A 23761-nucleotide genomic window follows, 5' to 3' on the forward strand; every position below is an offset into this window, starting at 1 on the left:
TGAATATTGCGGCGTTGTCATCGAGGTCGGTAGCGAGGTCGTTCGAGAGGCAGGCCCTGTTCTTCGGGCAACGGCGCATGCTCTGCGGTCCTGCCCACGTCGGCCGTTCCCTGCCTGACCTGATGGACCGGGTGCTCAAAGACCGCATTCAGCCCGGCAAGGTCTTTGATCTAACGCCGCCGATCGAGCAGGTGGCGCAGGGTTATCGTGCCATGGACGAGCGCCGCGCGATCAAGACGCTGCTGACCGTGTGACGGCAGCTATGGCGAATTCGATGACTGCGCAGGCTTGGTGCACCTCTCCCCGCCCGGGAGAGGTGCTGAGCCCCCGTCACCGCATCACGAACGGGTTCGCCGGCACGTCCGTCGCGGTCGAGATCCAGACGCTCTTGGTCTCCTGATATTCGCGGACCGCGTCGATGCCGCTTTCGCGGCCGACGCCGGAGTGCTTCATGCCGCCGAACGGCATCATGTAGCTGATGGCCCGGTAGGTGTTCACCCACACGGTGCCGGCGCGCAGTTGCTTCGGCACCCGGATGGCGCGCGCGAGATCCTTGGTCCAGATGCCGGCGGCGAGGCCGTAGATCGTGTCGTTGGCGATCCGGATGGCGTCCTCCTCGGTGTCGAAGGAGACGATCGACAGCACCGGCCCGAACACCTCCTCGCGCGCGATCCGCATGGTGTTGTCGACGTCGGTGAAGATGGTCGGTTCGACGAACTGGCCGCCCTTGATGCCGTCGCCGGAGGCCGGCTTGCCGCCGAGCAGGCAGCGCGCGCCCTCGGCTTTCGCGATGTCGATATAGTCGAGCACCTTCTTGTACTGCGCCGGCGTCGTGATCGGGCCGACATTGGTGTCGGACTGCATGGGATCGCCGATCTTGGCGGACTTCGCCAGCTCCAGCACCCGCGCGACGAATTTCTCCTTGATCGAGCTCTGCACCAGGAGGCGGGATCCCGCGATGCAGGTCTGCCCCGTGGCGGCGAAAATGCCGGAGATCGCGCCGGCCGCGGCGGCGGTGAGGTCGGCGTCCTCGAACACGATATTGGGCGACTTGCCGCCGAGCTCGAGCGAGACGCGCTTCAGGCTTTTGGCCGCGGTCTCGTAGACCTTTGCGCCGGTCGTGTCCGATCCGGTGAAGGTGATCTTGGCGACGCCGGGATGGGCGATCAGCGCGGAGCCCGCCTCGGGACCGAAGCCGGTCACCACGTTGAAGATGCCGTCGGGAATTCCGGCCTCCCTGGTCAGCGCGGCGAATTCCAGCGTGCTGGCCGAGGTGAATTCCGACGGCTTGACGACCACGGCGCAACCGGCGGCGAGCGCGGCGGCGCATTTCCAGGCGACGAACAGCAGCGGCGAATTCCATGCGGTCAGCGCCGCGACCACCCCGACCGGCTCATGGGTCGTGTAGGCAAAGGTCTCTGCCTTGTCGATCGGCACCAGGCCGCCCTCGAGCTTGTCGACGAGCCCGCCGAAATACCACCACCACTCCGGATGGTAGCGCAGCTGGCCGAGCATCTCGGCCATCAGCTTGCCGTTGTCGCGCACCTCGATTTCGGCGAGGCGCTCGGCATTGGCCGCGACGAGGTCGCCGAGCTTGCGCATCACCTTGCCGCGTGCGGAGGCCGTCATCTTCGCCCAGGGGCCGCGCCACATCGCCTCATTGGCTGATTTCACCGCCTTGTCGGCGTCGGCGGCCGTGCCGCGCGGAATCTTCGCCCAGGCCTCGCCGCGATAGGGATCGATGCTGTCGAACCATTCGCCATTGGCGGGGTCGACATACTGGCCGTTGATGTAGAGCTGATAGGTTTTCATGACATCCTCCCGCAAGGCGATGGTTCTGGTTGGCGGAACGCTATCACGCATTGCGCGACGCCGTCATAACGCAGTCACGTGAGCCGGGTTGCAGCCGGGGCGGGCCGCTATCGGTCATGCGGCGCGGCAAGCTCGGCCGCGATGATCGCGCCGAGCGCCATGTCGCTCTGCTGTCCGAAGCCATGGTGCACGATGTTGCCGTCGCGGCCGATCAGGATGCTGGTCGGCGTTCCCTGCATGCCGTAGCGCTGCATGGTGACCGGGATCGGCGTGCCTTCGCCGGCCTCGTCGACGCCGATCGGGAAGGTCAGCCGGTACTCGTGGATGAAGGCTTCCAGCGACACCTCCGTCATCGCCGCGTGGTGCTCGAATACGGTGTGCAGCCCGATCACCTGCAGGTCCGAATGCCTGAACAGCTCGAACGCGCGCTGGGTCTGCGGCGTGCCGTGCGCGACGCAGCCGGGGCACAGCATCTGGAACGCGTGCAGCAGGACCGGCCGGCCGCGCAGCGCGGCCAGGGTCAGCGGCTCGCTGGTGTTGAACCAGCACGACGCCGCGATTTCGGGTGCTGGAGTCACGGCTTGGTTCCTTGCGCCTGTCACCTCGCGGCAGGGTGGCAAGATCGGTGCGGGTCTGTCAACGACCGGCGGCGCTTGATGCTGCTGCCCGGCGTGCGCGGCGCGCGGCGCGGCGGCGCTGGGTCCAGAGCCTGGCGCGGTCGAGATAGAGATAGACCACCGGCGTCGTGTAGAGCGTCAGGATCTGGCTCAGGATCAGTCCGCCGAAGATCGCGATGCCGAGCGGCTGGCGCAGCTCGCTGCCTTCGCCGAGGCCGATCATCAGCGGCACCGCGCCGAACAGGGCGGCCAGCGTCGTCATCATGATCGGCCGGAAGCGCATCAGGCAGGCCTCGTAGATCGCATCGCGCGACGACAGCCCGCGCTGGCGCTCGGCATCGAGCGCGAAGTCGATCATCATGATCGCGTTCTTCTTCACGATGCCGACCAAGAGGATCACCCCGATCATGCCGATGATGTCGAAATCGGTGTGCGACAGCATCAAGGCCGCCACCGCGCCGACGCCGGCCGAGGGCAAAGTGGAGAGGATGGTCAGCGGGTGGATGTAGCTCTCGTAGAGCATGCCGAGGGAGATGTAGATCGTCGCCAGCGCGGCGAGGATCAGGAATAGCTCGTTGGCCAGCGCCTGCTGGAAGATTTTCGCGGAGCCCGCAAACCCACCGGAAATGCCCGCGGGCATGCCGAGCGCGTGCATCGCGTTCTCGATCGTGGTGGTCGCCGTGCTCAGCGAGACGCCCGGCGGCAGGTTGAACGAGATGGTGCTGGAGACCAGGAGATCCTGGTGGTTGACGGAAAGCGGCGTCTCGCCGTGCTCGAAGCGCGCAACGCTCGACAGCGGGATCATGGTCTCCGCGCTAGTGGAGACCGCGGTCCCGGTCGAGGCGACGCCCTTGCCGGTGGCGCCGATCGAATTGGTGGCCTGGTTGCGCACCACATTGGCGGCGACCGCGCTGACCGAGCTTTTTTGCGAGGACGAGGCCACCGTGCCGGCCACCGCATTGGTGCTCTGCGTGCCGCTCGCCGAGCCGCCCGAGGTCGAGATATAGACCTCCTTCAGGGTTTGCGGGTCCTGCGAGAAGCGCGGCGCGACCTCCATGATCACGTGATACTGGTTGCGCGCGACGAAGATGGTCGAGACCTGGCGCTGCCCGAACGCGTCATAGAGCGTGTTGTCGAGCTGGCTCACCGTGATCCCGAGCCGCGAGGCGGCGTCGCGATCGATGATCAGATTGGCCTGCAGCGCCTTGTTCTGCTGGTCGCTGTTGACGTCGGCGAGCGTCGGCTCCTTCTGCAATGCCGCGACGAGCTTCGGCGTCCACTCGTTCAGCTCCTCGAAGGTCGAGCCCTTCAGCGTGTACTGATACGCCGCGTTGCCCGAGCGCCCGCCGGCGCCGAGGTCGCCGATCGATTGCAGGAACAGGGTGGCGCCCGCGACGCTTGCCAACGGCTCGCGCAGCCGCTCGATCACTTTGTCGGCGCGCAGCCGGCGCTCGTCCATCGGCTTCAGCGAGGCGAACACGGTGCCGGTGTTGGTGCCGCCGGGACCCACGCCGCCGCCGCCCGTGAAGCCGACCGCGGTGTCGACCGCCGGATCCGACTTCACGATGTCGATGAACCGGGTCAGCTTCTGCTGCATCAGCTGGAATGAGGTGCTCTGGTCGGCCTGGATCGAGCCGACCAGCAATCCGGTGTCCTGCTGCGGCACGAAGCCCTTGGGCACCACCTTGTAGAGATGGAAGTTCAGATAGAGCGTCGAGCCGAGGATCAGCATCACCAGGAGCGGATGGCGCAGCGCGAGGCCGAGCGTCGCGCGATAGCCGTTCAGCATCAGCTCGAAGATGCGTTCGCTGATCCGGTAGATCCGGCCGTGCGGCCGGCCCTCCTCCTTGCGCAGCAGCACCGCGCACATCATCGGCGTCGTGGTCAGCGAGACCACCAGCGAGATCACGATCGCGATCGTGATGGTCATGGCGAATTCGCGGAACAGGCGGCCGACCAGGCCGCCCATCAGCAGGATCGGCACGAACACTGCGATCAACGACACGCTCATCGACAGCACCGTGAAGCCGACCTCGCGGGTGCCGACCAGCGTCGCCTCGAGCCGCGACAGCCCGGCGTCTATGTGGCGGGTGATGTTCTCCAGCACCACGATGGCGTCGTCGACCACGAAGCCGGTCGCCACCGTCAGTGCCATCAGCGAGAAGATATCAAGCGTATAGCCGAGCAAATACATCACGGCGAAGGTCGCGATCAGCGACACGCCGACCGCCACCACCGGGACCAGCGTCGCCCGCGCATTGCGCAGGAAGGCGAACACCACCAGGATCACCAGGGCCACCGCGATCAACAGCGTGATCTCGACGTCGTGCAGCGAGGCCCGGATCGTCTTCGAGCGGTCCATCGCGAGGGTGATGTCGACCGCGGGCGAGACCGAGGCCTTCAGCTGCGGCATCAGCCCTTTCACGGTGTCGACCATCTTGATGATGTTGGCGCCTGGCTGCCGGTACACGATCATCACGACGGCCGGCTTGCCGTTGGAAACGCCGAGCGTGCGCACATTCTCCACGGAATCGATCACGTCGCCGACATCGGTCAGGCGCACGGCCGCGCCGTTGCGGTAGGCGACGACCAGCGGCCTGTAGTCGGCTGCCTTGCGGGCCTGGTCGTTGGCGTAGATCTGGTAGCGCTGGTTGCCGACGTCGATGCCGCCCTTCGGGCTGTGCGCATTGGCACTACTGAGCGCGGCGCGGACGTCCTCGAGCCCGATGCCGTATTTGTACAGCGCCGGCGGGATCAGCTCGACGCGCACCGCCGGCAGCGAGCCGCCGCCGACCGAGACTTCGCCGACGCCCTCGACCTGCGACAGCTTCTGCGCCAGCACGGTCGAGGCGGCGTCATAGAGCTCGGCGGGCGTCAGCGTGTCCGAGGTCAAGGTGTAGATCAGAATCGGCGCCGAGGCCGGGTTGAACTTGCGGTAGGTCGGATTGGCGCGCAGGTTGGTCGGCAGGTCGGCGCGCGCCGCGTTGATCGCCGCCTGCACGTCGCGCGCGGCGCCGTTGATGTCGCGGTCGATATCGAACTGCAGCGTGATGCGGGCGGAGCCGAGCGAGGACACCGATGTCATTTCGGTGACGCTGGCGATCTGGCCGAGGTGACGCTCGAGCGGGCTTGCCACCGTGGAGGCGACGTCGGCAGGGCTCGCGCCGGGCAGGGTCGCCTGCACCATGATGGTCGGGATGTCGACGTCGGGCAGCGGCGACACCGGCAGCTTGAAGAACGCAATGATGCCTGCCACCACGAGGCCAAGCGACAGCAGCGTGGTGCCGACCGGCCGTCGGACAAAAGGGGCGGAGAGGTTCATCGAATTTGCGAGCGCTGTTTGCGGATCAGCTTCTATCCGTCCGCGCCGCAATGCAAAAGCCTAAATGTCACAGGGCGGTGCCATATGTCCGCCGAGATTTCTCTGGCCGCAACAAACGCCCGACGACGGCCGCATTCCCGATCGTGTGGTTTGCAACGACGCGGATGCGGGCTACTTCGCCGCATTCTGGCTCGCGCCGACGAAGTAGAAATCCTCGCTTCCCGGCACCGAACCATAGCTGAAGGGCTGTTGCCGACGATCCGTCGCCGCCATGACGTCGTCGCGCACGAGATCGAACAGCTTGCGGATCTCGATCCGCGGCGTCTGCATGCGCTTGATCAGGGCCGTTACGAACGGGCTGTGACCACCGTCGCTGTCGAGCGCGACCTGGCCGTGCTTGGCGGCGTAGACAACCAGCGTGCCGCTGTCGGGTTCGACCTGAGCCAGTCCCCTGCCGATCGAGCGCGACGCGACGGTGCGCTTGATCTGGTTGGCGAAGGGATTGTCGCGGCAGGCATCGAGAATGACGAGATGCAGCTTGCGTGCACCTTCGGTCGCGCCCAGCACCTGGGTCAGGGCAACCGCCTCAAACGGCACATCGCGGTCGGTGGCGAGTTTCGCATCGACCGGCACCAGATAGTTCTCGCCGGCCATCTCCATGCCGTGCCCGGCATAGTAGATCACCGCCCAGTCCGCGCCATCGGCCACGTCGGCGAATGACTTCAGCGCCTCGACCAGGCTGTCCCGCGTGGCATCGTTGACGAGGCGGACATCCTGAAAGCCGATGGCGCGCAGCGTATCGGCAATCGCCGCCGCGTCCTGGCCGGGGTTCGGCAGCACCGGCACGGAGCGATATCCGGAATTGCCCACGACCAGGGCGACGCGCCGTTCGACGGTCGCCGCCTTTGGGCCCGCGCCGATCGGCGCGATCGGCACAGCCGCGGCGACCGCGGGCGCGGGCTTGGCCGCGCCTTGATCCGCGATGACGCTCTTGTCCGTGGTGGCGACCTTGTCCAGCCGTTGCAGGCCTTCTTTGGCGACGCGCTGGCCCCTGCGTCCGGTCGAGCTGATCGAGCCCGATGACCTCGAGCGCGTGGCGGAAGTCGGCGCGTGCGCCCTCGACATCGCCCTTCTTCTCGGCGGCGAGGCCTCGGCGTGCGTAATTCAGCGCGCCCTGCGCATTGAGTTGCGTCGCGTGGTCGTAGTCGCGCACGGCCTGCTCGAGCTTGCCTTTGCCGGCCAGCGTCAGGCCGCGCAGCGAGTAGAACTCGGATTGCCCGTCCTGGAGTGCGATCGCGCGTTCGATATCCCGCGACGCATTGTCGATGTCGCCGGCGCTGATCTCGACCACCGCCCGGCAATAATACGGGCCGCCTGCGCGCGGCGCGACCTTGATCGCATCCTGGCAATGCAGCGCCGCGAGCCGGTCCTTGCCGCGGAAATCGTAGACCAATGCGCGATTGACATAGGCGTACCAGGAATTGGGATCGAGCTCGATGGACCTGCCGTAATCGGCCAGCGCGCGATCGTAGTCTCCGGTGGCGACGAACAGCTCGGCGCGATTGTTGAGCCAGCCGGCGCTGAACGGGCCGGCTGGCTTCAGCCGGATCGCCTGATCGAAGTCGCTCAGCGCGCGGTCATAGTCCTGGTTCTGCAGGAAGACCTTGGCCCGCTGGCCATAGGAGGGCGCAAACGACGGATTGATCGCGATCGACTGATCGTAGTCCGCCTTGGCTTTCTCCAGATCGCCCTTGCTATGCCAAGCGAGCGCCCGGTTGTAATAGGTGATCGAAAGGTCGCGTCCCCTGGGATTGGCCGCGATCAGGCGGGTGCAGGCAGGGATTGCGAGCTCCGGGTGCGGATCCCTGGCGTCGCACGCCGCGCCATCCTCTCTCAGACCTGCATAAGATGGGGAATTCAGCAGCAACAGCAGGCCGATTGCGGCGAGCTTGGGCAATGAGAGGCGCATTCCAGTCATTCCATTCCAACGACCGGAAATTGAGACCACAATGTTGTTCGCGCCGTGGCGAAAAATGCGCGAACGAGGTTCCGCGCCTCAGCCCGGGTCCAGCCTGTCAGCCGCGCGCGCATCGCGATGCAGCGTGCCCGCATCGTGCAGCATTGCCGCGAGCTGGTGCAGCTGCGTGTCGCGAAAGCCCTGCTTCTCGATCGAGGCCACGGTCGAGAGCACATAGTCGCGGTTGTTGCCGGAGCGGCCATGGCCCTGCAGCACCAGGCGCTGCTGCTCGGCGAGCGACAGCCGCCCGGCATATTGCACATGGCCGCGATCGACTACATAGGCCAGCGCGCTGACGCGCTCGCGCGCCGCATTCTCCAGCCACACCGAGCGCATCACCTCGCGATAGACATTGGTGGTCTGCTCGCGTCCGCGCAAATAGGCGATGGTGTCGTGGCGCAGGCGGGCGGCGACGCGGAACGCGATGCCGCGGCAGGCGCCGCCGCGGTCGAGCCCGAGCACCAGGCCCGGCTTCTCCGGCGTGCCGCGGTGGTCGAACGAATAGACGCAGAGCGCGCGATGCTCGCCGATCAGCCGCGCCGGCACCTGTTCCAGGAACTCGAAGCCCGGCTTCCACATCAGTGAGCCATAGCCGAACACCCAGAGGTCGCCGTCGGTTTCGGAATGGGGAGGATTTGCTGACATCGCGCTGATGGGCTAGCAGAACGGGCCGTCGAAGCGAAGCGGATTCCGTGATGTTTCCAAGGCTTGCTGAAGGCTCGCTCAAGGGTTGCTCGGGGCTTGTTCAAGGCTCGCGGCCGCTTAGATTTTGACAAATTCGCCCGCCAAAGGACCTGCATGTCGGATCAGACCTCCGCCCCCCGCCGCCGCTCGCGCTTCGGCCTTTATGCCGTCCCAGTCGCGGTCCTGATCGCCGCGGTGCTGTGGAGTGCCTTCTGGTTCTTCGCCGCCTCGCAGGTCGGCGTGCAGGCCGATGCCTGGCGCGCGCAGGAGGCGAAGGCCGGCCGGGTCTATGATTGCGGCGACCGTTCGGTGGCGGGCTACCCGTTCCGATTCGAGGTCCGCTGCACCGATCCGAGCGTGATGCTGGTCTCGCAGACCGCCTCGCCGCAGATGGCGTTCGTGGCGCGGCTCGCCGAGATACTGGTCGTGGCGCAGGTCTACGATCCCAAGCTCGTGATCGCCGAATTCAAGGGCCCGGCCACGATCGCCGAACGCGGCGCGCAGCCGACGCTGTCGGTGAGCTGGAGCAAGGCACGGAGCAGCGTCGTTGGGCTGCCGGCGGTGCCGCAGCGCGCCTCGCTGGTGTTCGACGATCTCGCCATCGACCGCACCGGCGGTGCCGCGCCGGCGCCGCTGGCGCGGGTCAATCACATCGAGCTGCACGGCAGGCAGGTCGACGGCCCGGCGCCGGACAGTCCGGCGATCGAGACCGTGCTGCAGATTGCCGGCGGCACCTTGCAGGAGGTGCATCCGCTGCTCGCCCAGCCGTTCAACGCCGACATCCATGCGCGTCTCAACGGCCTGAAGGATTTCTCGCCGAAACCCTGGCCGGATCGCTTCCGCGAGATCCAGGCCGCCGGCGGCAGCGTCGAGATCCAGCAGTCGCGGATCGAGCAGGGCGATGTGCTGTCGGTCGCGGCCGGCACGCTCCGCCTCAACGCGCAGGGTCGCATCGAGGGCGAACTGCAGATGACGGTCGCCGGCCTCGAGCGCGTCATCCCCGCGCTCGGCATCGACAAGATGCTGGAGGAGGGCGTGCCGCAGTCAACGCTTGATCGCGTCGCGCCCGGCGTGAAGAGCCAGGACCTCAGCAATCTGTTCGGCGCGCTGGATCGCGCCATTCCCGGCCTCGGCAAGGTGATCAAGCAGAACGCCAATGCCGGCATTTCCGCCGGCATCAATTCGCTCGGCACGGAGGCCACGCTCGAAGGCAAGAAGGCGCGCAGCTTCCCGCTGCGCTTCGCCGACGGCGCGGTGTTCTTGGGCCCGCTGAAAGTCGCGCAGATCCCGCCGCTGTTCTGAGCCGCGGCGGATTGCGCTGACGCGAGCTCGCCCACGCACTGTCAGGCGTGCTCAAACGGGCCGACCTCGCGGATCACCTTGCAGATCTGCAGGAAGCCGCTGGCGTAGAACTCGGCATGTCCTCGCCTCATGGTTTCGACATGATCGGGATGATTGCGCCAGGCTTCGAGCGCCTCCTCCGAAGCAAAGCGAAACAGCGTGAGCTCCTCGCCATCCGCCGCCTTGAACGATTTGACCGAAAGGAATCCCGGAAGGCGGCTGACAATGTCGTACATGCGTTCGCCCAGCCGGTTGTATTCGTCGAGCGGAGCGGTCTCCCGTAACTTCAAGTCACCAACGACAATGACTTCACCGATCATGTTGCAGTCCTCCGTCGATCCAATGTCCGTGGCAGGTTGAAAACCATCGCCCGAACACAATTCGAAATCGCGGCCGGTGTTGTTACGCCTCCACCACCCAGGGCGTTCCTCGCGCGATATCGTCCGTCGCGGCAATCTATTCCCGCCGCCGCGATGAGAAAAACGTGACCGGAATAATGCGCCCCGGCGCGAATATCACTCCCCGAGTACCGCTCTCTCTCGCCTGAGGAAGCAACCTCGTGTGGAGGAGAAGCGATGCGAATTCTCGGGGGAATTCTGCTCGGCAGCATGCTGCTGTCGGCAGGTCCGGCGTTGGCGGAGGACGATGCGTCCGAGCTGCGTGCGCTGAAGGCACGGCTCAAGCAGCTCGAGCAGAAAATGGAGACGCAGGCGCGCAAGGAGGAGGCGCTGGCCGCAAGACAGAACGCAATTCAGAACGCGCAGATGACGGCGAAGGCGCCGGTGCCGTTCGATCCCTGTGCATCGGGCAAGCTCTGCTACAAGGGCGTCACCTTCACCTTCGGCGGCTGGGTCGATCTCACCGGCATCTATCGCAGCCGCAACCTCGCCTCCGATTCGGGGTCAGTCTACAACTTCATCCCGTTCCCGCAGAGCAAAAACTACAACACCGGCGAGTCGCGCTTCACCGCGCGCCAGACCCGCTTCTCGGTGCTCGCCGAAGCCAATGCCACGGAGAACATCCACGTCGCCGGCTATGGCGAGCTCGACTTCGAGGGCGCGGCGCAGACCGCCAATTCGGTCGCGACCAATTCGTTCAATCCGCGGCTGCGGCAGGCCAGCATCGAGATCGACCGCAGCGATCTCGGCTTGCATGTCCTGGCCGGCCAATCATGGTCGCTGAACACGCCAAGCAAGGCGGGCATCGATCCGCGAGGCGCCGATACGCCGGGCGTGATCGATTTCGAACTGGTGCCGGGCTTTCTCGGCGCGCGTCAACCAGGCGTCCGGGTCTGGCAGGATATCGGGCCGGAGTTCAAGCTCGCGGTCTCGGCGGAGAACCCGCAGACATCCTTTTTCGGCGGCAACAATCCGCTGGTCGGCACGCCGGCGGTTGGCCCGCAGGGCGTGCTCAACCCGAACCTGCTGGTCAATCTCACCGGTCCGGGCGGCAGCTTCTTCAACAGCCTGAACAATGTCAGCCTCAACCACGTTCCGGATTTCACCGTGAAGGGCGCGTGGGATCCGCGGCTCGGGCCCTACAAGCTGCACGTCGAGGCGTGGGCGCTCTACCGCGACTTCTATGATCGCTTCAACTTCGCCAATCACGACGTCAACACGGTGAGCTTCGGCGGCCACCTCTCGGCCGAGATCGTGCCGAAGCTGCTCGAGGTGCAGGCTTCCGCCTCTTACGGTGCGCTGGGCCGCTTCACCGCAACGCCATTCCCGGATGCGACCGTGCGCCAGGACGGCTCGATCCAGCCGCTGCCGATCACGGCCTTCCTGGTCGGCTCGGTCTGGCACACGACGCCGTCGCTCGATCTCTACGCCTATGCCGGGCTCGAAAAGACCAAGGCGACCTTCTCCGATGTCGGCACGGTGCCGTTCGGCTACGGCAATCCGCTCTACAACAATCTCGGCTGCAACATCGAGAACTCGCCGGCCGCGACCTGTAACGGCAACACTTCGGAGGTGAGGCAGTACACCGCGGGCTTCTACGACACGATCTTCAAGGGCTCCTACGGCACCATCAAGGCCGGCGCGCAATATTCCTACACCCAGCGCTTCGCCTTCCAGGGTGTCGGCGGCGCGCCGAAGACCGACGACCACATCGTCATGACCCAGATCCGCTACTACCCGTTCTAGGGCGTGAGGAGATCAGGTTGAGCTGGAGCGGCAACGGCAGCTCACCTCTCCCGTGGGAGAGGTCGGCGCGTAGCGCCGGGTGAGGGGTTACTCTCTCTCGTTGGGGCTGCACCCTCTCACCCGATTTGCTGCGCAAATCGACCTCTCCCACGGGAGAGGTGAATCGAGTTCGCGGTGCCGTCTCAGTCTAGATTCATCACCAGCGAGGAGGGAGAGGTCAGATGAGGATCGTGACCAGACCGAAGCGGAGGGCCGTGATCGCGCGCGAATTGATGATGGTCAGCCGCGCCGCGCATGTGCTGCAGCGAACTGGCCTCGCGATGGCCGGTGCCATGGCCGGCACCTTCGTCGCCGCCCAGCTCGCCAAGGGCCATGTCGCTGTCTTCGGCACGCTGTTCTTCGTCGCGACGACGATCGTGATCGGGGCAGTCGGCTTCTATCTCGGCATCGATGTTCCCAAGCCGGTGATGCGCGGCACGGGGCGCATCGATGCCGCCGAGCTGACGAGCGCAGGCGGCATCTTCCTCGCCGCGCTGGCTGCGCTGGTGTCGGTCTATGGCATCGTGTTCGACGAGATTCCGCCGCGCGCCTGGGAATTCGTGATCGGCACCTGGTGGTTCGGCGGCGGCATCATGCTGGCAACCGCTGGTCTCGTCGGCCGTCAGCGGCCGGCGCAGAAGACCGCGGCGATCTCGGCGGGGCCGATCCGGGATCAGCGGCTGCGACGGTGAGCACGGTCGTAGACCTGCGGCCCCGCTGCGCCAATCTGTCCCGTAGCTGCGACTGGCCGATGCGATACCCTCACCAAAAAATCGGGGAGGGACCTCATGCCAGCGAAATTCAGCCGCCGTCACGTCATCGCTGCCGGAGCCGCGGCCGCCGCGATGCCCTTCCTGTCACGCGGAGCCTCGGCGCAAGCTGCGTGGCCCTCGCGGCAAATCCGCATGATCTGCACCTACCCCGCCGGCGGGCAGACCGATCTTTTGGCGCGGGCCTTCGGCGAATTCATCGCAAGGCAAGTCGGGCAAACCGTCGTCATCGAGAACAAGGCGGGCGCCTCGGGCTCGATCGGCGCCGCCGAGGTGGCGCGCGCCGCGCCTGACGGTCACACCATCCTGTGCTCGATCTCGACCACCTACGTGATGAACCGCGCGATGATGAAGAACCCCGGCTACGACATGGACAAGGATCTGACGCTGGTCAGCGTGATCCCGGGCGCCGGGCTGCTGCTGGTTGCGAGCCCGAAATTGGGCGTCAAGACACTGGCGGAATTCGTCGCCTATGCGCGCAGCAGCGGCAAGGTGAATTTCGGCACCTACAGCGCGGGCTCCGCGCCGCACATGACGATCAACGAGCTCAACAAGCAGTATGGCCTCACCATCGAGCCGATCCATTATCGCGGCGAGGCACCGATGTGGACCGGGCTCGCGGAAGGCACGCTCGATGTCGCGATGGGCAGCTACACGGCTGCACAAACCGTCCTGCAAAGCGGTCGCGGCGTCGTCTTCGGGGTGCATTCGAAGAAGGTCGACGCTATCCCCGAGATCAGGACGCTGCCCGAGCAGAGCGCGACGTCGAAGTTCTTCACCGTGAGCGGCTTCTCGGGCTGGGCGCTGCCGAAGGCGACGCCGCAGCCGATCGTCGATCGGCTGTCGGAGATTTGCGTCGCCGCCAATAGCGATCCGAAGGTCAAGGAGGTGCTCGCGACCTTCGTGCTGGAGTCCGCGATCGGCTTCAAGGACAGCAATGCGCTGTATCAGCGCGAATTGCCGGTCTGGATGGAGGCCGCGCAGTCACTCGGCCTGCCGCCGGCTTGAAGCGATCCGGAACGGAAGGATGGCTGGATCGACGGTCACCATTCGTCGTAGAACCACTCCCTCGGGATACGAGGCCGCGCTCTTGCGTATGGCGGGATAGACGTCCGCTCGGGCTTGCGCGCGGCCGGAGCCGGCTGCGCCGGAGGCGGTGACGCCTTCTGCTCGGAAGCCTTCGCGAGCGCCCGTTTCATTTCTTCCTGGCTCGCCTTGAGTTCCTCAATGGCTTTGGAGCTCTCGCGGGCCATCTGTTGCTGGTTCGCCTTTAGTTGCTCGATGTTTCGCTCAACATTCGCGAGGTCGCGTGCGATCGTTTGCAGCAGCTGCGTCTGATCGGGAAGGGCTGTGTTGGCTGTCGGCGCGGCGTCCTGCGGTGGTGCGGTCTGAGGCAACGGCGTCGCTTGGGGCGGAGCGGCGTCTGCCGCGGCGACCTGAACGGCAGGTGGAGCCGGCTGCGCCGGAGGCTGCGGATCATCCGGCGGCAATGCTGGAGTTGAAACGAGCTGCGGCGCCCAACGGGCGACAAGCAGCTTGGCTTCCCCGCCATATGACGATTGCAAAGCCAGGGCAGCGACAACGATACATGCTGCCACCGACAAGCCGGTGAGGGCTCGGAATATCGGTCTTCCCGGCGGCGATTGCGAGCCAGGTACGGAAGAAGCAGGACTCGGCCCGGAAGAAGCTGGGTTGGGTCCGACCGAGGGCGGGTTTGGCTGCGCCGAAGGGGGGGACGCGGCATCGCGCTCCATTCTTGCGAGCTGTTCACTCAAGCGCGTGAGTTCTTCATCGGCGCGTGCGATCTGCTTTTGGGCTTCCGCGAGTCTTTCGTCGGCGCGCGCGCTCAGGCTATCGCTCGATCCAACTGGATTCGGAGTGGGTGTGGAGTTCATTGACGTTTCCCTTTCCGTCCAATGTCACCCAAGAGTACCGACTCGGCTATCCGTCAGGGGCGACCAGCCTCCAGCACTCCCTTCAGTCTTGTCCAAAGAATGGCCGGATGATAGCGCGCCCGAGGTCTCCTGGTAATGGGCGGGATACCGGCCCCGGGCTAGCCGGAGGTCAGGTCCGCTCGGGTCAAAAGCCGACATCTTCCGCGCCGCTTGGGGCCATGCAAACGGCCCTGGCCAGCGTAGTCTCAGGCGTCCCGCTCCACCAACTCGAAGGTGATGCCCTCCGGGCCCTCGAACAGCCGGAGCTTCCGGCTGATGTAGTCCATCTCCTCGCTCAGCATGGTCACACCATTGGCCACCAGGTGCGCGGTGGCCGCCTCGATGTCGTCGACGCGGAAGGCGAGGTGATTGAAGCCCAGCTTTCGCAGATTGGTCGGGTGTACCCCCGGATCGGTCCCCGGGGGCGGGTCGAACTGAAGCAGCTGGATTTCGAAATCCGCTCCCTCGAGTGCGAGGGTGATGTGCTGCGCTCTCATGGCCGGCATGCCCATGTACCGGGCGGGAATGCCGCCGTCGATGGTCGCGACGTGAGTCTTCCTGAAGCCGAGCAGTGCGAAGAAGGCGATCGCTGGGCCAGCATCTGCCACTGCGATAGTCACATGATCCGGACTGAGTATCATCTGATCGCTCCCTGTCATCGGCGCCGCGCCGGCTTGCCTCCTGCGAGGCTACCAGCTCGTTCGATCTGCCGGTAGGCGGGTCGGCCCTGCGGCAAAGCAACCGGACGGGCAACTCCAATTGTAGCATGAGTACAGATTGTAGGATGGGTAGAGCGAAGCGAAACCCCATCGATTACACCCGCGGACGCCGATGATGGGTTTCGCTGCGCTCTGCGCCCTCTGATCAAGAGAGGCGAAACGAGATGCAAAGCTCGGACAAATCACGTCGCGAGAACGCGAAATTATGGCCACAAGCAGCGCAACACACTCTGCGTCGTCCCGGCCTGCGCCGGGACGACGAATGGACAGGACCCCGGGCTACTCTACTGGATCACCCGCTTTCGCTTTCGCGGGTGATGTTTGTCATCTTGAATCGAGACCCATCCTCATCGTCGTCCTGGCGAAAGCCAGGACCCATTACCCCGAATCTCAATTGTTGCGCGACGCTGAGGCCATGATCCCGTTCCCAATCAATTGCGGTGGTTATGGGTCCTGGCTTTCGCCAGGACGACGAAGTGGAGAATGCCGCGTGCTTGATCGCTACTTCTCCAAATTCGCATGTGGCCGGCCGAAGTCGGGTGCGGCGGAGTCCTGGCCGGTCTCGACGATGCCGCGGCGGATGGCGCGGGTGCGGGTGAAGTGGTCGAACAGCGCTTCGCCGTCGCCGCGCCGGATCGCGCGGGTCAGCTTCGACAGATCCTCGTTGAAGGTGCCGAGCATCTCGAGCACGGCGTCCTTGTTGGCGAGGAATACGTCGCGCCACATCGTCGGGTCCGAGGCCGCGATGCGGGTGAAGTCGCGGAAGCCGCCGGCGGAGAATTTGATGACCTCGGATTCCGTCACCTGCGCCAGTTCGTCGGCGGTGCCGACGATGGTGTAGGCGATCAGATGCGGCAGATGGCTGGTGATCGCGAGCACGAGGTCATGATGATCGGGCGTCATGATCTCGACCTTGGCGCCGAGCGCGGCCCAGAACGTGCGCAATCGGTCGGTCGCCGCGGGATCGGTGCCTTCGGGCGGGGTGAGGATGCACCAGCGGTTGATAAACAGTTCGGCGAAGCCGGAATCCGGCCCCGAATGCTCGGTCCCGGCCACCGGATGCGCGGGGACGAAGTGGACGCCGTCAGGCAGATGCGGCGCCATGTCCTTGACGACGGCGCCCTTCACCGAGCCGACGTCGGAGATGATGGCGCCGGGCTTCAGATGCGGCGCGATCTCGGCGGCGACCGGGCCGCAGGCGCCGACCGGGATGCAGAGGATGACGAGGTCGGCATCCTTCACCGCCTCGATGTTGGTCTCGACGACGCGATCGACGATTCCGAGCTCGGCGACGCGCGCACGCGTCTTCTCCGAGCGCGCGGTGGTCACGATCTCGCCGACCAGCCCCTGCGCGCGCGCGCCGCGCGCGATCGAGCCGCCGATCAGACCGAAGCCGATCAGCGCGATGTGTTTGAAGAGCGGAGCCGTGGTCACGATGTCACTTTCCGGCCAGGAAGTCGCGCAGCCCCTCGACCACGAGGCGGTTGGCCTCCTCGGTGCCAATGGTCATGCGCAGCGCATGCGGCAGCTTGTAATTGTTGAGTGCGCGCAGCACGAGGCCGCGCCGCGTGAGATAGGTGTCGGCTTCCGCCGCGGTGTTGCCCTTGTCGGTCGGGAAGTGAATGAGCACGAAATTGGCGACGCTCGGCGTCACCTTCAGCCCGAGCTTGCCGATCTCCTCGGTCAGCCAGTTGCGCCATTGTTCGGTGTGGGTCCGCGACATCTGCACATGCGCGGAGTCCTCGATCGCCGCCACCGCCGCCAGCATCGCCGGCGTCGTGACGTTGAACGGACCGCGGATGCGGTTGCAGGCATCGACGATATGCGCCGGGCCGAACATCCAGCCGATCCGCAGCGCGGCAAGGCCGTGGATCTTCGAGAAGGTGTGCGTCACCACCGTGTTGTCGGTGGTCGCGACCAGCTCGATGCCGAGCTCGTAGTCGTTGCGCGAGACATAGTCGGCATAGGCGGCATCGAGCACCAGCAGCACATGCGAGGGCAGCGCGGCGCGCAGCCGCTTGACCTCGTCGAACGGGATATAGGTGCCGGTCGGATTGTTCGGGTTGGCGAGCCACACCAGCTTGGTCTTCGGCGTCACCACCTTGAGGATGGCGTCGACATCGGCGGTGAAGTTGGTCTCGGCCGCGATCACATTCTTGGCGCCGTTCGCCATGGTGGCGATCGGGTAGACCAGGAATCCGTGGGTGGTGGAGATCGCCTCGTCACCGGGCGCGAGATAGGTGTGCGCCAAGAGATTGAGGATCTCGTCGGAGCCGGCGCCGCAGATGATGCGGTCGGGATCGAGGCCGTAGGCGCGGCCGATCGCCTCGCGCAGCACGCGCGAGGTCCCCTCCGGATAGTCCTCGAGATGGTCAGCCGCCGCCTTGTAGGCCGCGATCGCCTTCGGAGACGGACCGAACGGCGTCTCGTTGGCAGACAGCTTGAACACCTTGCGGCCCGGTTCCGGCACCGGGCTCTTGCCGGGCGTGTAGGGCGCAATATCGAGGATGCCGGGGTTCGGCACGGGGCGGGACATCATCAACTCCGAACAGAGCGTTTTCGAGCGAAGTGGATACCGGTTCGCGTGAAGAAAACGCGTCAAAACAAAAGCCTGGACAGACGGCTGGCTCTTACCTCAGGTCCTGGCCGATCCGTTAGGGGGCACCGTATAGCGCGTTGCGTGGCTGCCGACGAGGGCCGACGAGCGGACCGAGGCACCGGCCTTGATCAGGGCGAGCTTGATGGCCTCGAAATCGTGTCCGGTGACCGAGACCAGGAGCGCCGCGCCGTCGAAGGCGGTGTCGGGGACCGCGACGATCTCGGCGAGCGGCGCCAGCGCCCGGGCGACATCGGCGTTCCAGCCGGAGACGCGCACGCTCCAGGTCTGCACTTCGGTGACCATTGCGTCGTCGGCGACCCGCGAGATCACGAACACCGGCAGCGCGGCGGGATGGTCGGCGCGCTCGAGGAACGGCAGCCGTGCGATGATCTTGGGCGCGCCATCGGCCTCGAGCGCATTCCACCACGGCGTGCGGCTCGCGATCGCGGAGACCAGCGCGAGGTCGCCCTTCGACTTCGCCACCGCCTCGACCGCGGCCTGCGCGCTGAAATGCGACACGTAGGGCACCACGAAGCCGAAGTGAAACCGCGCGGAGTCGCGCATGGCCGACTCGCCGACGGAAACATCGGCATGCACGGCGAACGGTGCCTGCACGTAAGTGAAGGTCGAGATAATGACGCGCCAGATGCTCTCGATGGTGTCGAGCGGCAGGATGCCGCGATGACGCCGCACCAGCTCGCGCATCATGCTGGCCTCGCGCGCCGGGCGGAATGCCGAGCCGACTTCCTGGGTCTTCTTGACCTGGATCAGGCGGTCGATGATGTCGCCGCGCGCCATCAACAGGCGGTGAACCTGCTCGTCGATCGCATCGATCTCCTTGCGCAGATCCTGCAGCGAGGGCGGCGACGGGGGTGGGTTGGACATGCTCTCAAACCTTGTCGTCGGGGCGGCCCGTTGCCGCGTCGGACAGGGTCCCTGATTAGGAAAGACGGGCAGCGAAAGCAAAGAGAAACGTCGCAGGCGTGCCTTGCGCATTCGGTTAACCAATCGGCCGTGGACAGGGCTGTCTTGACGGCGGGGGGCGTGGGGACTACGTTCCCTGCGTCCCGTGGTCATTTGAGCCGGCCGGCTTGCAGCCACGTTAAACAACTCGCTAAACAGGCCGGGGACCTTATCAGCTCCCGGCCGAACCTTTGTTCAGGCCGGGTTTTTTATTGGCCTGAGGTCCGTCGAGCCCTCCCGCGCGGAGGTAGGGTCGCCTAGATGAGCAACGTGCGTCCGATACCGAGCCCACAAACCCCGAGCGATGATCGCGCCCATGAGGCCGACCATCCGTCGTCACTGGTGGCGAAGTTCGGGATGGACCAGCCGCTCAAGCTCGATTGCGGCGTCGATCTCGCACCGTTCCAGATCGCCTACCAGACCTATGGCGAGCTCAATGCCGACCGCTCCAACGCGATCCTGGTTTGCCACGCGCTGACCGGCGATCAGCATGTCAACAACATCCATCCCGTCACCGGCAAACCCGGCTGGTGGGAGACCATGGTCGGCGTCGGCCGGCCGATCGATCCCGACAAATACTTCATCATCTGCTCCAATGTGATCGGCGGCTGCATGGGCTCGACCGGCCCTGCGTCGTCGAACCCCGCGACCGGCAAGGTGTGGGGACTCGATTTCCCGATCATCACCATCCCCGACATGGTGCGCGCGCAGGCGATGCTGATCGATCGCCTCGGCATCAATACGCTGTTCTGCGTGGTCGGCGGTTCGATGGGCGGCATGCAGGTGCTGCAATGGACCGCGGCCTATCCGGAGCGCGTGTTCTCGACGCTCGCGATCGCCTGCTCGACGCGCCACTCGGCGCAGAACATCGCGTTCCACGAGCTCGGCCGCCAGGCCGTGATGGCCGATCCGGACTGGCGCGGCGGCCGCTATGTCGACGAGGACACCCATCCGCATCGCGGATTGGCGGTGGCGCGGATGGCCGCGCACATCACCTATCTCTCGGACGCCGCGCTGCATCGCAAGTTCGGGCGCCGCATGCAGGATCGCGAGCTGCCGACCTTCTCGTTCGATGCGGACTTCCAGGTCGAGAGCTATCTGCGCTACCAGGGTTCATCCTTTGTCGAGCGGTTCGATGCCAACTCCTATCTCTATCTGACCCGCGCGATGGACTATTTCGACATCGCCGCCGACCACAACGGCGTGCTGGCGAAGGCGTTCACCGGCATCCAGACGCGGTTCTGCGTGGTGTCGTTCACCAGCGACTGGCTGTTTCCGACCTCGGAATCGCGCGCGCTGGTGCATGCGCTGAACGCGTCGAGCGCGCGGGTGTCGTTCGCCGAGATCGAGACCGACAAGGGGCACGACGCCTTCCTGCTCGACGTGCCCGAATTCCTCGAGATCTCCCGTGCATTCCTGCTGGCCGCAGGCAAGGCGCGCGGACTGAAGGACGGCGGCCAGTCGTGAGCATGCAGCAGACATTGCCCTTGCCGGGCATCGCGCCGGAGCGGACCGGCGGCTATCGCACCGATCATCTGCTGGTCGCCGACATGGTGCGGCCGGGCTCGCGCGTGCTCGATGTCGGCTGCGGCGATGGCGAATTGCTGCAGCTCCTGGAGAGCCGCGGCATCGACGGCCGCGGCATCGAGCTGTCGCGCGAGGGCGTCAATGGCTGCGTCGCCAAGGGGCTCGCCGTGGTGCAGGGCGATGCCGACACCGATCTCGTCAATTATCCGGATGATGCGTTCGACTACGTGATCCTGTCGCAGACCTTGCAGGCGACGCGGCAGCCCAAGGTAGTGCTGGAAAATCTGCTGCGCATCGGCCAGCGCGCCATCGTCTCGTTCCCGAATTTCGGGTTCTGGAGGATGCGGCTGCAGCTCCTGATCGGGGGCCACATGCCGCGCACCGAGAATTTGCCGGCGAGCTGGTACGACACCTCGAACATCCACTTCTGCACCATCAAGGATTTCGTGCAGCTGTGCGAGGAGATCAACGTCAAGATGGAGCGCGCGGTGGCGCTCGATCTCTACGGCCGTCCGGTGCCGCTCAACCTGCCGTGGTGGGTGTGGAACATGTTCGGCGAGCAGGGCGTGTTCCTGCTCAGCCGGGGTGGGGGCAAGTAATCGGTGGGTGGCGCGTCAAACCGGCGCCGCCACCAGCGACCTCGGATCGCGCACCGGCCAGCGGCCGGCCTCGACCAGCGCGATGAAGCGCTCGACCATCTCGTTGAACAGCGCCGGCTCCTCGAGGTTGAGCACGTGACCCGACTTCGGGAAGAAGGAAAGCCCGGCGGCCGGCAGATGCTGTTTCAGGAACATGCTGGGCGCGATGCAATTGTCGTCCTCGTCGCCGCACAGGATCAGCGCCGGCGTCGCGGCGCGCCTGATGGCGTCGGTCATGGTGTAGATCGAGGGCCTGCCGCCCTGGAAGCTGCGCATCGTGTTGGCGGAGCCTCTGGCGTCGTGGCGGGCGAGCGCGGCGTAGAAGTCGGCGTGGCCGCGCGGGTCCTTGACCAGAAACGGGATCCGGCTCGGCGCCTCGCGCGTCACCTTGGCGACCTCGACGGAGCCGATGCTCTCGTATTGCTCGGCATTGGCGCGGCACTGCGCGCGGAAGGCATCGAGATGCTCGAGGCTGGAGCCGGAGCCGACCGCGGCCAGCGTCATCGACAGCGCGCGCTCCGGCGCGTTGAGCGCGACCTGCAGCGACGAATAGGAGCCCATCGAGAGCCCGACGAAATGCGCCTTGGCGATGCCGAGATGGTCGAGCACGGCGAGCGCGTCGGTATAGAAGTGCTGGTAGGTGTAGACGTCGGAGCTCGGTGGCACGTCCGACGGCGTATAACCGCGCGCCGAATAGGCGATGCAGCGGTGGCCGCGCGCGAAATAGCGCATCTGCGGCTCCCAATTGGTGTGATCCGCGGCGAACTCGTGCAGAAAGATGATCGGGGTTCCGCTGCCGGCCTCTTCGAAATGAAGGCGGACATGATCTTTCGTCGTGGCGTAGGGCATTGAAATTCTCCTCTCGTTGGCCGCCTCCAGATTTGCAGTTAATTTTCAAGGCCGCAATGCGGCAGTTCCGGTTCTTTTCTCGTCATCGAATCATCGCGGAATGACCCAGAAATTATTCCCGCAGTGCCGCATGAAATCTTCCTCGCGCCATCCCGATTTTCAAAACCACCGCCGTGTTCCCCCGGGAACGCGACGGGGAGTTGGGGGGCGTTACAGAGGATCTAGTGAAGTATGGTTCAGTTGCTTGCGTGTCGCCGGTCGCTTCGTGTTTTGGCGCTGGCTCTGTGTTCGCTCACTCTCGCCGTGATCTCCGCCGCTCCGGCATCCGCCCGTCCACATCATCCACGTCACGCGCATTCGGCCCATCCCGGCCATCACGCGCGTCACTATGCCCGTCATCACTATCGGCACGCAGCGCGGCTGTCGCGCGCCGAGCGCCGCGCACTCGCGCAGCCGGGCGGGATCGTCGAAACCAACGCGGCGCCGTTGCCCGGCAGCGCTGACGTCGTGCCCAACACCGGCGGCGTGATTGCGGCAAGCGGCTTCGGCTCGTCCGGCATCGTCGCCGAGGCGCGCCGCTATCTCGGCGGCAATCCGACCGGCCGCTCCAGCCTGTGGTGCGCCCGCTTCATGAACATGGTGCTGCAGCACACCGGCCATCGCGGCACCGGCTCCGACATGGCGAGTTCGTTCGCCAAATACGGCACGCGCGTTTCCGGACCGCAGGTCGGCGCCATAGCCGTGATGAGCCGCCGCGGCGGCGGCCATGTCGGCATCATCACCGGCGTCGATGCCAAGGGCAATCCGATCATGATCTCGGGCAACAGCGGCCACCGTGTCCGCGAGACGCGGGTCTCGCGCGGCCGCATCTACGCCTATGTGATGCCGACCAACTGATCGCTCGAAAGCGGGGCAGGGCGCGCACGCGCCTCGCCCCGGCCTACGACGCTACAGGTCCCTGAGCGGCAATCGTGTCGCCGATGGCGGCACCGCCATCGCTGATGATCTCGGCGTAGATACCGCATTCATTATTGCCGAAGCGCTGCATCAGCGTGTTCGGCACCGAGAGGTCGCGCGCGCCGGTATCGGGATCGACATTGACAGCGGCGCAGCGGGTGATGCGCTTCACCACCCTGGCCCGGGCGCTGCCGATCGCAATGGTCTGGTCGAGCAGGCTGGCTTCATGCCAGGCCGGCCAGCCCTCGACATAGAGGTTGGCGCGGAAGCGCAGCGGATGCACCGGCGCCTGCACCATCTCCTCGATCGCCCGCAGGCTGGCCAGATTGATGATCGAGACCACCTTGCGCGGCACGTCGGAGAAACTATGCCCGGGGCTGACCAGCACCTTGGGCGGGCCCTTGATCTGGCCGGTATGACGATCGGCGAAATAGCGCTCGATCGCCGCGCGGCCTTCCGCGGTCTCAAGGTCGCCCTGGGCCACCATCGCACCATCCCGGCGCAGCGTCAGCACGTGGCTGTCATCGTCGAAATGGGCGCGCAGCGGCGCCAGCCACTCGTCCCGCTGCAGCATCAGGAAATGCGGCTTCGGCAGCCATTTCGGCACCGAGGGATCGAAGCCGCTCGGGCCGTTCTCGATCGCATAGCGGCGATCGGAGCGAATCGTCTCGCCGATCTTGAGCTCTGCGTGCGGCAGCGGCTCGGGCGTGAGACCCTTGACCGGGTAGCGGTAGATGCCGGTGATCCGGGCGGAGGAAGCGTGCGTGTTGTCCATTCGCCCGCTCTAGCCTGTTTGGTGGGCGAGGAGAACTGCCGCCCGCGGGAAGGT

The 23761-nt window shown here is 65.7% G+C and carries 20 protein-coding genes, 2 pseudogenes and 1 riboswitch; of the genes and pseudogenes, 8 read left to right on the plus strand and 14 right to left on the minus strand.

The features are described from left to right. Nucleotides 1-38: 38 nt before the first annotated feature. Nucleotides 39-254, plus strand: a pseudogene (locus QA639_RS05445) (IMP dehydrogenase); the annotation flags it as partial. Between the two features lie 76 nt (nt 255-330). Here QA639_RS05445 and QA639_RS05450 read toward each other — a convergent pair. The 6 genes and pseudogenes from QA639_RS05450 to QA639_RS05475 form a co-directional block, all read right to left on the minus strand. Continuing rightward, a complete protein-coding gene (locus QA639_RS05450) occupies nt 331-1812 on the minus strand; it encodes an aldehyde dehydrogenase (RefSeq protein WP_283089333.1) in 1482 nt (493 codons plus the stop codon). A 107-nt stretch (nt 1813-1919) separates the two neighbouring features. Then, on the minus strand, nt 1920-2390 hold the full coding sequence (locus QA639_RS05455) for a peroxiredoxin family protein (protein WP_028333595.1): 471 nt from the start codon (nt 2388-2390) through the stop codon (nt 1920-1922). Nucleotides 2391-2448: 58 nt separating this feature from the next. Next, complete coding sequence (locus QA639_RS05460) at nt 2449-5751, minus strand: efflux RND transporter permease subunit (RefSeq protein WP_028333594.1); 3303 nt, start codon at nt 5749-5751, stop codon at nt 2449-2451. Between the two features lie 171 nt (nt 5752-5922). After that, a complete protein-coding gene (locus QA639_RS05465; protein WP_283089334.1) occupies nt 5923-6876 on the minus strand; it encodes a caspase family protein in 954 nt (317 codons plus the stop codon). Between the two features lie 328 nt (nt 6877-7204). Continuing rightward, nucleotides 7205-7729 (minus strand): annotated as a pseudogene (locus QA639_RS41840) (tetratricopeptide repeat protein); the annotation flags it as partial. A gap of 78 nt (nt 7730-7807) precedes the next feature. Next, a complete protein-coding gene (locus QA639_RS05475) occupies nt 7808-8413 on the minus strand; it encodes a gamma-glutamylcyclotransferase (RefSeq protein ID WP_283089336.1) in 606 nt (201 codons plus the stop codon). A 153-nt stretch (nt 8414-8566) separates the two neighbouring features. Between QA639_RS05475 and QA639_RS05480 the strand changes: the two genes are divergently transcribed. Beyond that, nucleotides 8567-9754 carry a DUF2125 domain-containing protein gene (locus QA639_RS05480; protein ID WP_028333591.1) on the plus strand — a complete coding sequence of 396 codons (1188 nt, stop codon included), beginning with the start codon at nt 8567-8569 and terminating at the stop codon, nt 9752-9754. Between the two features lie 41 nt (nt 9755-9795). Here QA639_RS05480 and QA639_RS05485 read toward each other — a convergent pair whose 3' ends face one another. Further along, complete coding sequence (locus QA639_RS05485; RefSeq protein ID WP_283089337.1) at nt 9796-10113, minus strand: antibiotic biosynthesis monooxygenase family protein; 318 nt, start codon at nt 10111-10113, stop codon at nt 9796-9798. A gap of 255 nt (nt 10114-10368) precedes the next feature. On the opposite strand from QA639_RS05485, the gene QA639_RS05490 reads away from it, so the two are divergent. The 3 genes from QA639_RS05490 (at nt 10369) to QA639_RS05500 (ending at nt 13754) form a co-directional block, all read left to right on the plus strand. Beyond that, complete coding sequence (locus QA639_RS05490) at nt 10369-11937, plus strand: hypothetical protein (RefSeq protein ID WP_283089338.1); 1569 nt, start codon at nt 10369-10371, stop codon at nt 11935-11937. 221 nt (nt 11938-12158) lie between these two features. Beyond that, entirely contained in the window at nt 12159-12668 is a 510-nt protein-coding gene (locus QA639_RS05495) for a hypothetical protein (RefSeq protein WP_283089339.1), read from the plus strand. A gap of 96 nt (nt 12669-12764) precedes the next feature. Further along, entirely contained in the window at nt 12765-13754 is a 990-nt protein-coding gene (locus QA639_RS05500; protein WP_283089340.1) for a Bug family tripartite tricarboxylate transporter substrate binding protein, read from the plus strand. Between the two features lie 35 nt (nt 13755-13789). Here the strand turns inward: QA639_RS05500 and QA639_RS05505 are convergent, their stop codons facing one another. From QA639_RS05505 to QA639_RS05525, 5 genes are all read right to left on the minus strand, one after another. Further along, a complete protein-coding gene (locus QA639_RS05505) occupies nt 13790-14641 on the minus strand; it encodes an SH3 domain-containing protein (protein ID WP_283089341.1) in 852 nt (283 codons plus the stop codon). Nucleotides 14642-14886: 245 nt separating this feature from the next. Beyond that, nucleotides 14887-15321 (minus strand): VOC family protein, encoded by a 435-nt coding sequence (locus tag QA639_RS05510; protein WP_050385682.1) that lies wholly within the window; start codon nt 15319-15321, stop codon nt 14887-14889. A 579-nt stretch (nt 15322-15900) separates the two neighbouring features. Next, nucleotides 15901-16833 carry a prephenate/arogenate dehydrogenase family protein gene (locus QA639_RS05515; RefSeq protein WP_283089342.1) on the minus strand — a complete coding sequence of 311 codons (933 nt, stop codon included), beginning with the start codon at nt 16831-16833 and terminating at the stop codon, nt 15901-15903. Between the two features lie 4 nt (nt 16834-16837). Then, nucleotides 16838-17935 (minus strand): histidinol-phosphate transaminase, encoded by a 1098-nt coding sequence (hisC, locus tag QA639_RS05520; RefSeq protein WP_283089343.1) that lies wholly within the window; start codon nt 17933-17935, stop codon nt 16838-16840. Between the two features lie 99 nt (nt 17936-18034). Continuing rightward, nucleotides 18035-18883, minus strand: coding sequence for a chorismate mutase (locus tag QA639_RS05525; protein ID WP_283089344.1), 849 nt, complete (start codon nt 18881-18883; stop codon nt 18035-18037). A 174-nt stretch (nt 18884-19057) separates the two neighbouring features. After that, nucleotides 19058-19137: riboswitch (SAM riboswitch) on the plus strand. A gap of 85 nt (nt 19138-19222) precedes the next feature. On the opposite strand from QA639_RS05525, the gene metX reads away from it, so the two are divergent. Continuing rightward, on the plus strand, nt 19223-20428 hold the full coding sequence (metX, locus tag QA639_RS05530) for a homoserine O-acetyltransferase MetX (RefSeq protein ID WP_157344035.1): 1206 nt from the start codon (nt 19223-19225) through the stop codon (nt 20426-20428). Then, nucleotides 20425-21087, plus strand: a complete 663-nt coding sequence (gene metW, locus QA639_RS05535; protein ID WP_283089345.1) for a methionine biosynthesis protein MetW — start codon at nt 20425-20427, stop codon at nt 21085-21087. The genes metX and metW overlap by 4 nt, the downstream gene beginning before the upstream one ends. A 15-nt stretch (nt 21088-21102) precedes the next feature. Here the strand turns inward: metW and QA639_RS05540 are convergent, their stop codons facing one another. Next, nucleotides 21103-21975: an alpha/beta fold hydrolase gene (locus QA639_RS05540; RefSeq protein ID WP_157344033.1), complete on the minus strand. Its 873-nt coding sequence runs from the start codon at nt 21973-21975 to the stop codon at nt 21103-21105. 231 nt (nt 21976-22206) lie between these two features. Between QA639_RS05540 and QA639_RS05545 the strand changes: the two genes are divergently transcribed. Beyond that, the gene (locus QA639_RS05545; RefSeq protein WP_157344031.1) at nt 22207-22872 is read left to right on the plus strand and encodes a TIGR02594 family protein; all 666 of its coding nucleotides are present in this window, start codon (nt 22207-22209) and stop codon (nt 22870-22872) included. A gap of 43 nt (nt 22873-22915) precedes the next feature. Here the strand turns inward: QA639_RS05545 and QA639_RS05550 are convergent, their stop codons facing one another. Continuing rightward, entirely contained in the window at nt 22916-23707 is a 792-nt protein-coding gene (locus tag QA639_RS05550) for an MOSC domain-containing protein (protein WP_050385651.1), read from the minus strand. Nucleotides 23708-23761 lie beyond the last annotated feature (54 nt).

This window comes from Bradyrhizobium pachyrhizi (assembly GCF_029714545.1).
GTDB lineage: Bacteria > Pseudomonadota > Alphaproteobacteria > Rhizobiales > Xanthobacteraceae > Bradyrhizobium > Bradyrhizobium pachyrhizi.

Excerpts from the sequence above, each read along its gene's own strand:
- QA639_RS05450 (WP_283089333.1), bottom strand. The coding sequence starts at position 1,812 with ATGAAAACCTATCAGCTCTACATCAACGGCCAGTATGTCGACCCCGCC.
- QA639_RS05460 (WP_028333594.1), bottom strand. The coding sequence starts at position 5,751 with ATGAACCTCTCCGCCCCTTTTGTCCGACGGCCGGTCGGCACCACGCTG.
- QA639_RS05465 (WP_283089334.1), bottom strand. The coding sequence starts at position 6,876 with ATGTCGAGGGCGCACGCGCCGACTTCCGCCACGCGCTCGAGGTCATCG.
- QA639_RS05475 (WP_283089336.1), bottom strand. The coding sequence starts at position 8,413 with ATGTCAGCAAATCCTCCCCATTCCGAAACCGACGGCGACCTCTGGGTG.
- QA639_RS05480 (WP_028333591.1), top strand. The coding sequence starts at position 8,567 with ATGTCGGATCAGACCTCCGCCCCCCGCCGCCGCTCGCGCTTCGGCCTT.
- QA639_RS05485 (WP_283089337.1), bottom strand. The coding sequence starts at position 10,113 with ATGATCGGTGAAGTCATTGTCGTTGGTGACTTGAAGTTACGGGAGACC.
- QA639_RS05490 (WP_283089338.1), top strand. The coding sequence starts at position 10,369 with ATGCGAATTCTCGGGGGAATTCTGCTCGGCAGCATGCTGCTGTCGGCA.
- QA639_RS05495 (WP_283089339.1), top strand. The coding sequence starts at position 12,159 with ATGAGGATCGTGACCAGACCGAAGCGGAGGGCCGTGATCGCGCGCGAA.
- QA639_RS05500 (WP_283089340.1), top strand. The coding sequence starts at position 12,765 with ATGCCAGCGAAATTCAGCCGCCGTCACGTCATCGCTGCCGGAGCCGCG.
- QA639_RS05505 (WP_283089341.1), bottom strand. The coding sequence starts at position 14,641 with ATGAACTCCACACCCACTCCGAATCCAGTTGGATCGAGCGATAGCCTG.
- QA639_RS05510 (WP_050385682.1), bottom strand. The coding sequence starts at position 15,321 with ATGATACTCAGTCCGGATCATGTGACTATCGCAGTGGCAGATGCTGGC.
- hisC (WP_283089343.1), bottom strand. The coding sequence starts at position 17,935 with ATGTCCCGCCCCGTGCCGAACCCCGGCATCCTCGATATTGCGCCCTAC.
- QA639_RS05525 (WP_283089344.1), bottom strand. The coding sequence starts at position 18,883 with ATGTCCAACCCACCCCCGTCGCCGCCCTCGCTGCAGGATCTGCGCAAG.
- metX (WP_157344035.1), top strand. The coding sequence starts at position 19,223 with ATGAGCAACGTGCGTCCGATACCGAGCCCACAAACCCCGAGCGATGAT.
- QA639_RS05540 (WP_157344033.1), bottom strand. The coding sequence starts at position 21,975 with ATGCCCTACGCCACGACGAAAGATCATGTCCGCCTTCATTTCGAAGAG.
- QA639_RS05545 (WP_157344031.1), top strand. The coding sequence starts at position 22,207 with ATGGTTCAGTTGCTTGCGTGTCGCCGGTCGCTTCGTGTTTTGGCGCTG.
- QA639_RS05550 (WP_050385651.1), bottom strand. The coding sequence starts at position 23,707 with ATGGACAACACGCACGCTTCCTCCGCCCGGATCACCGGCATCTACCGC.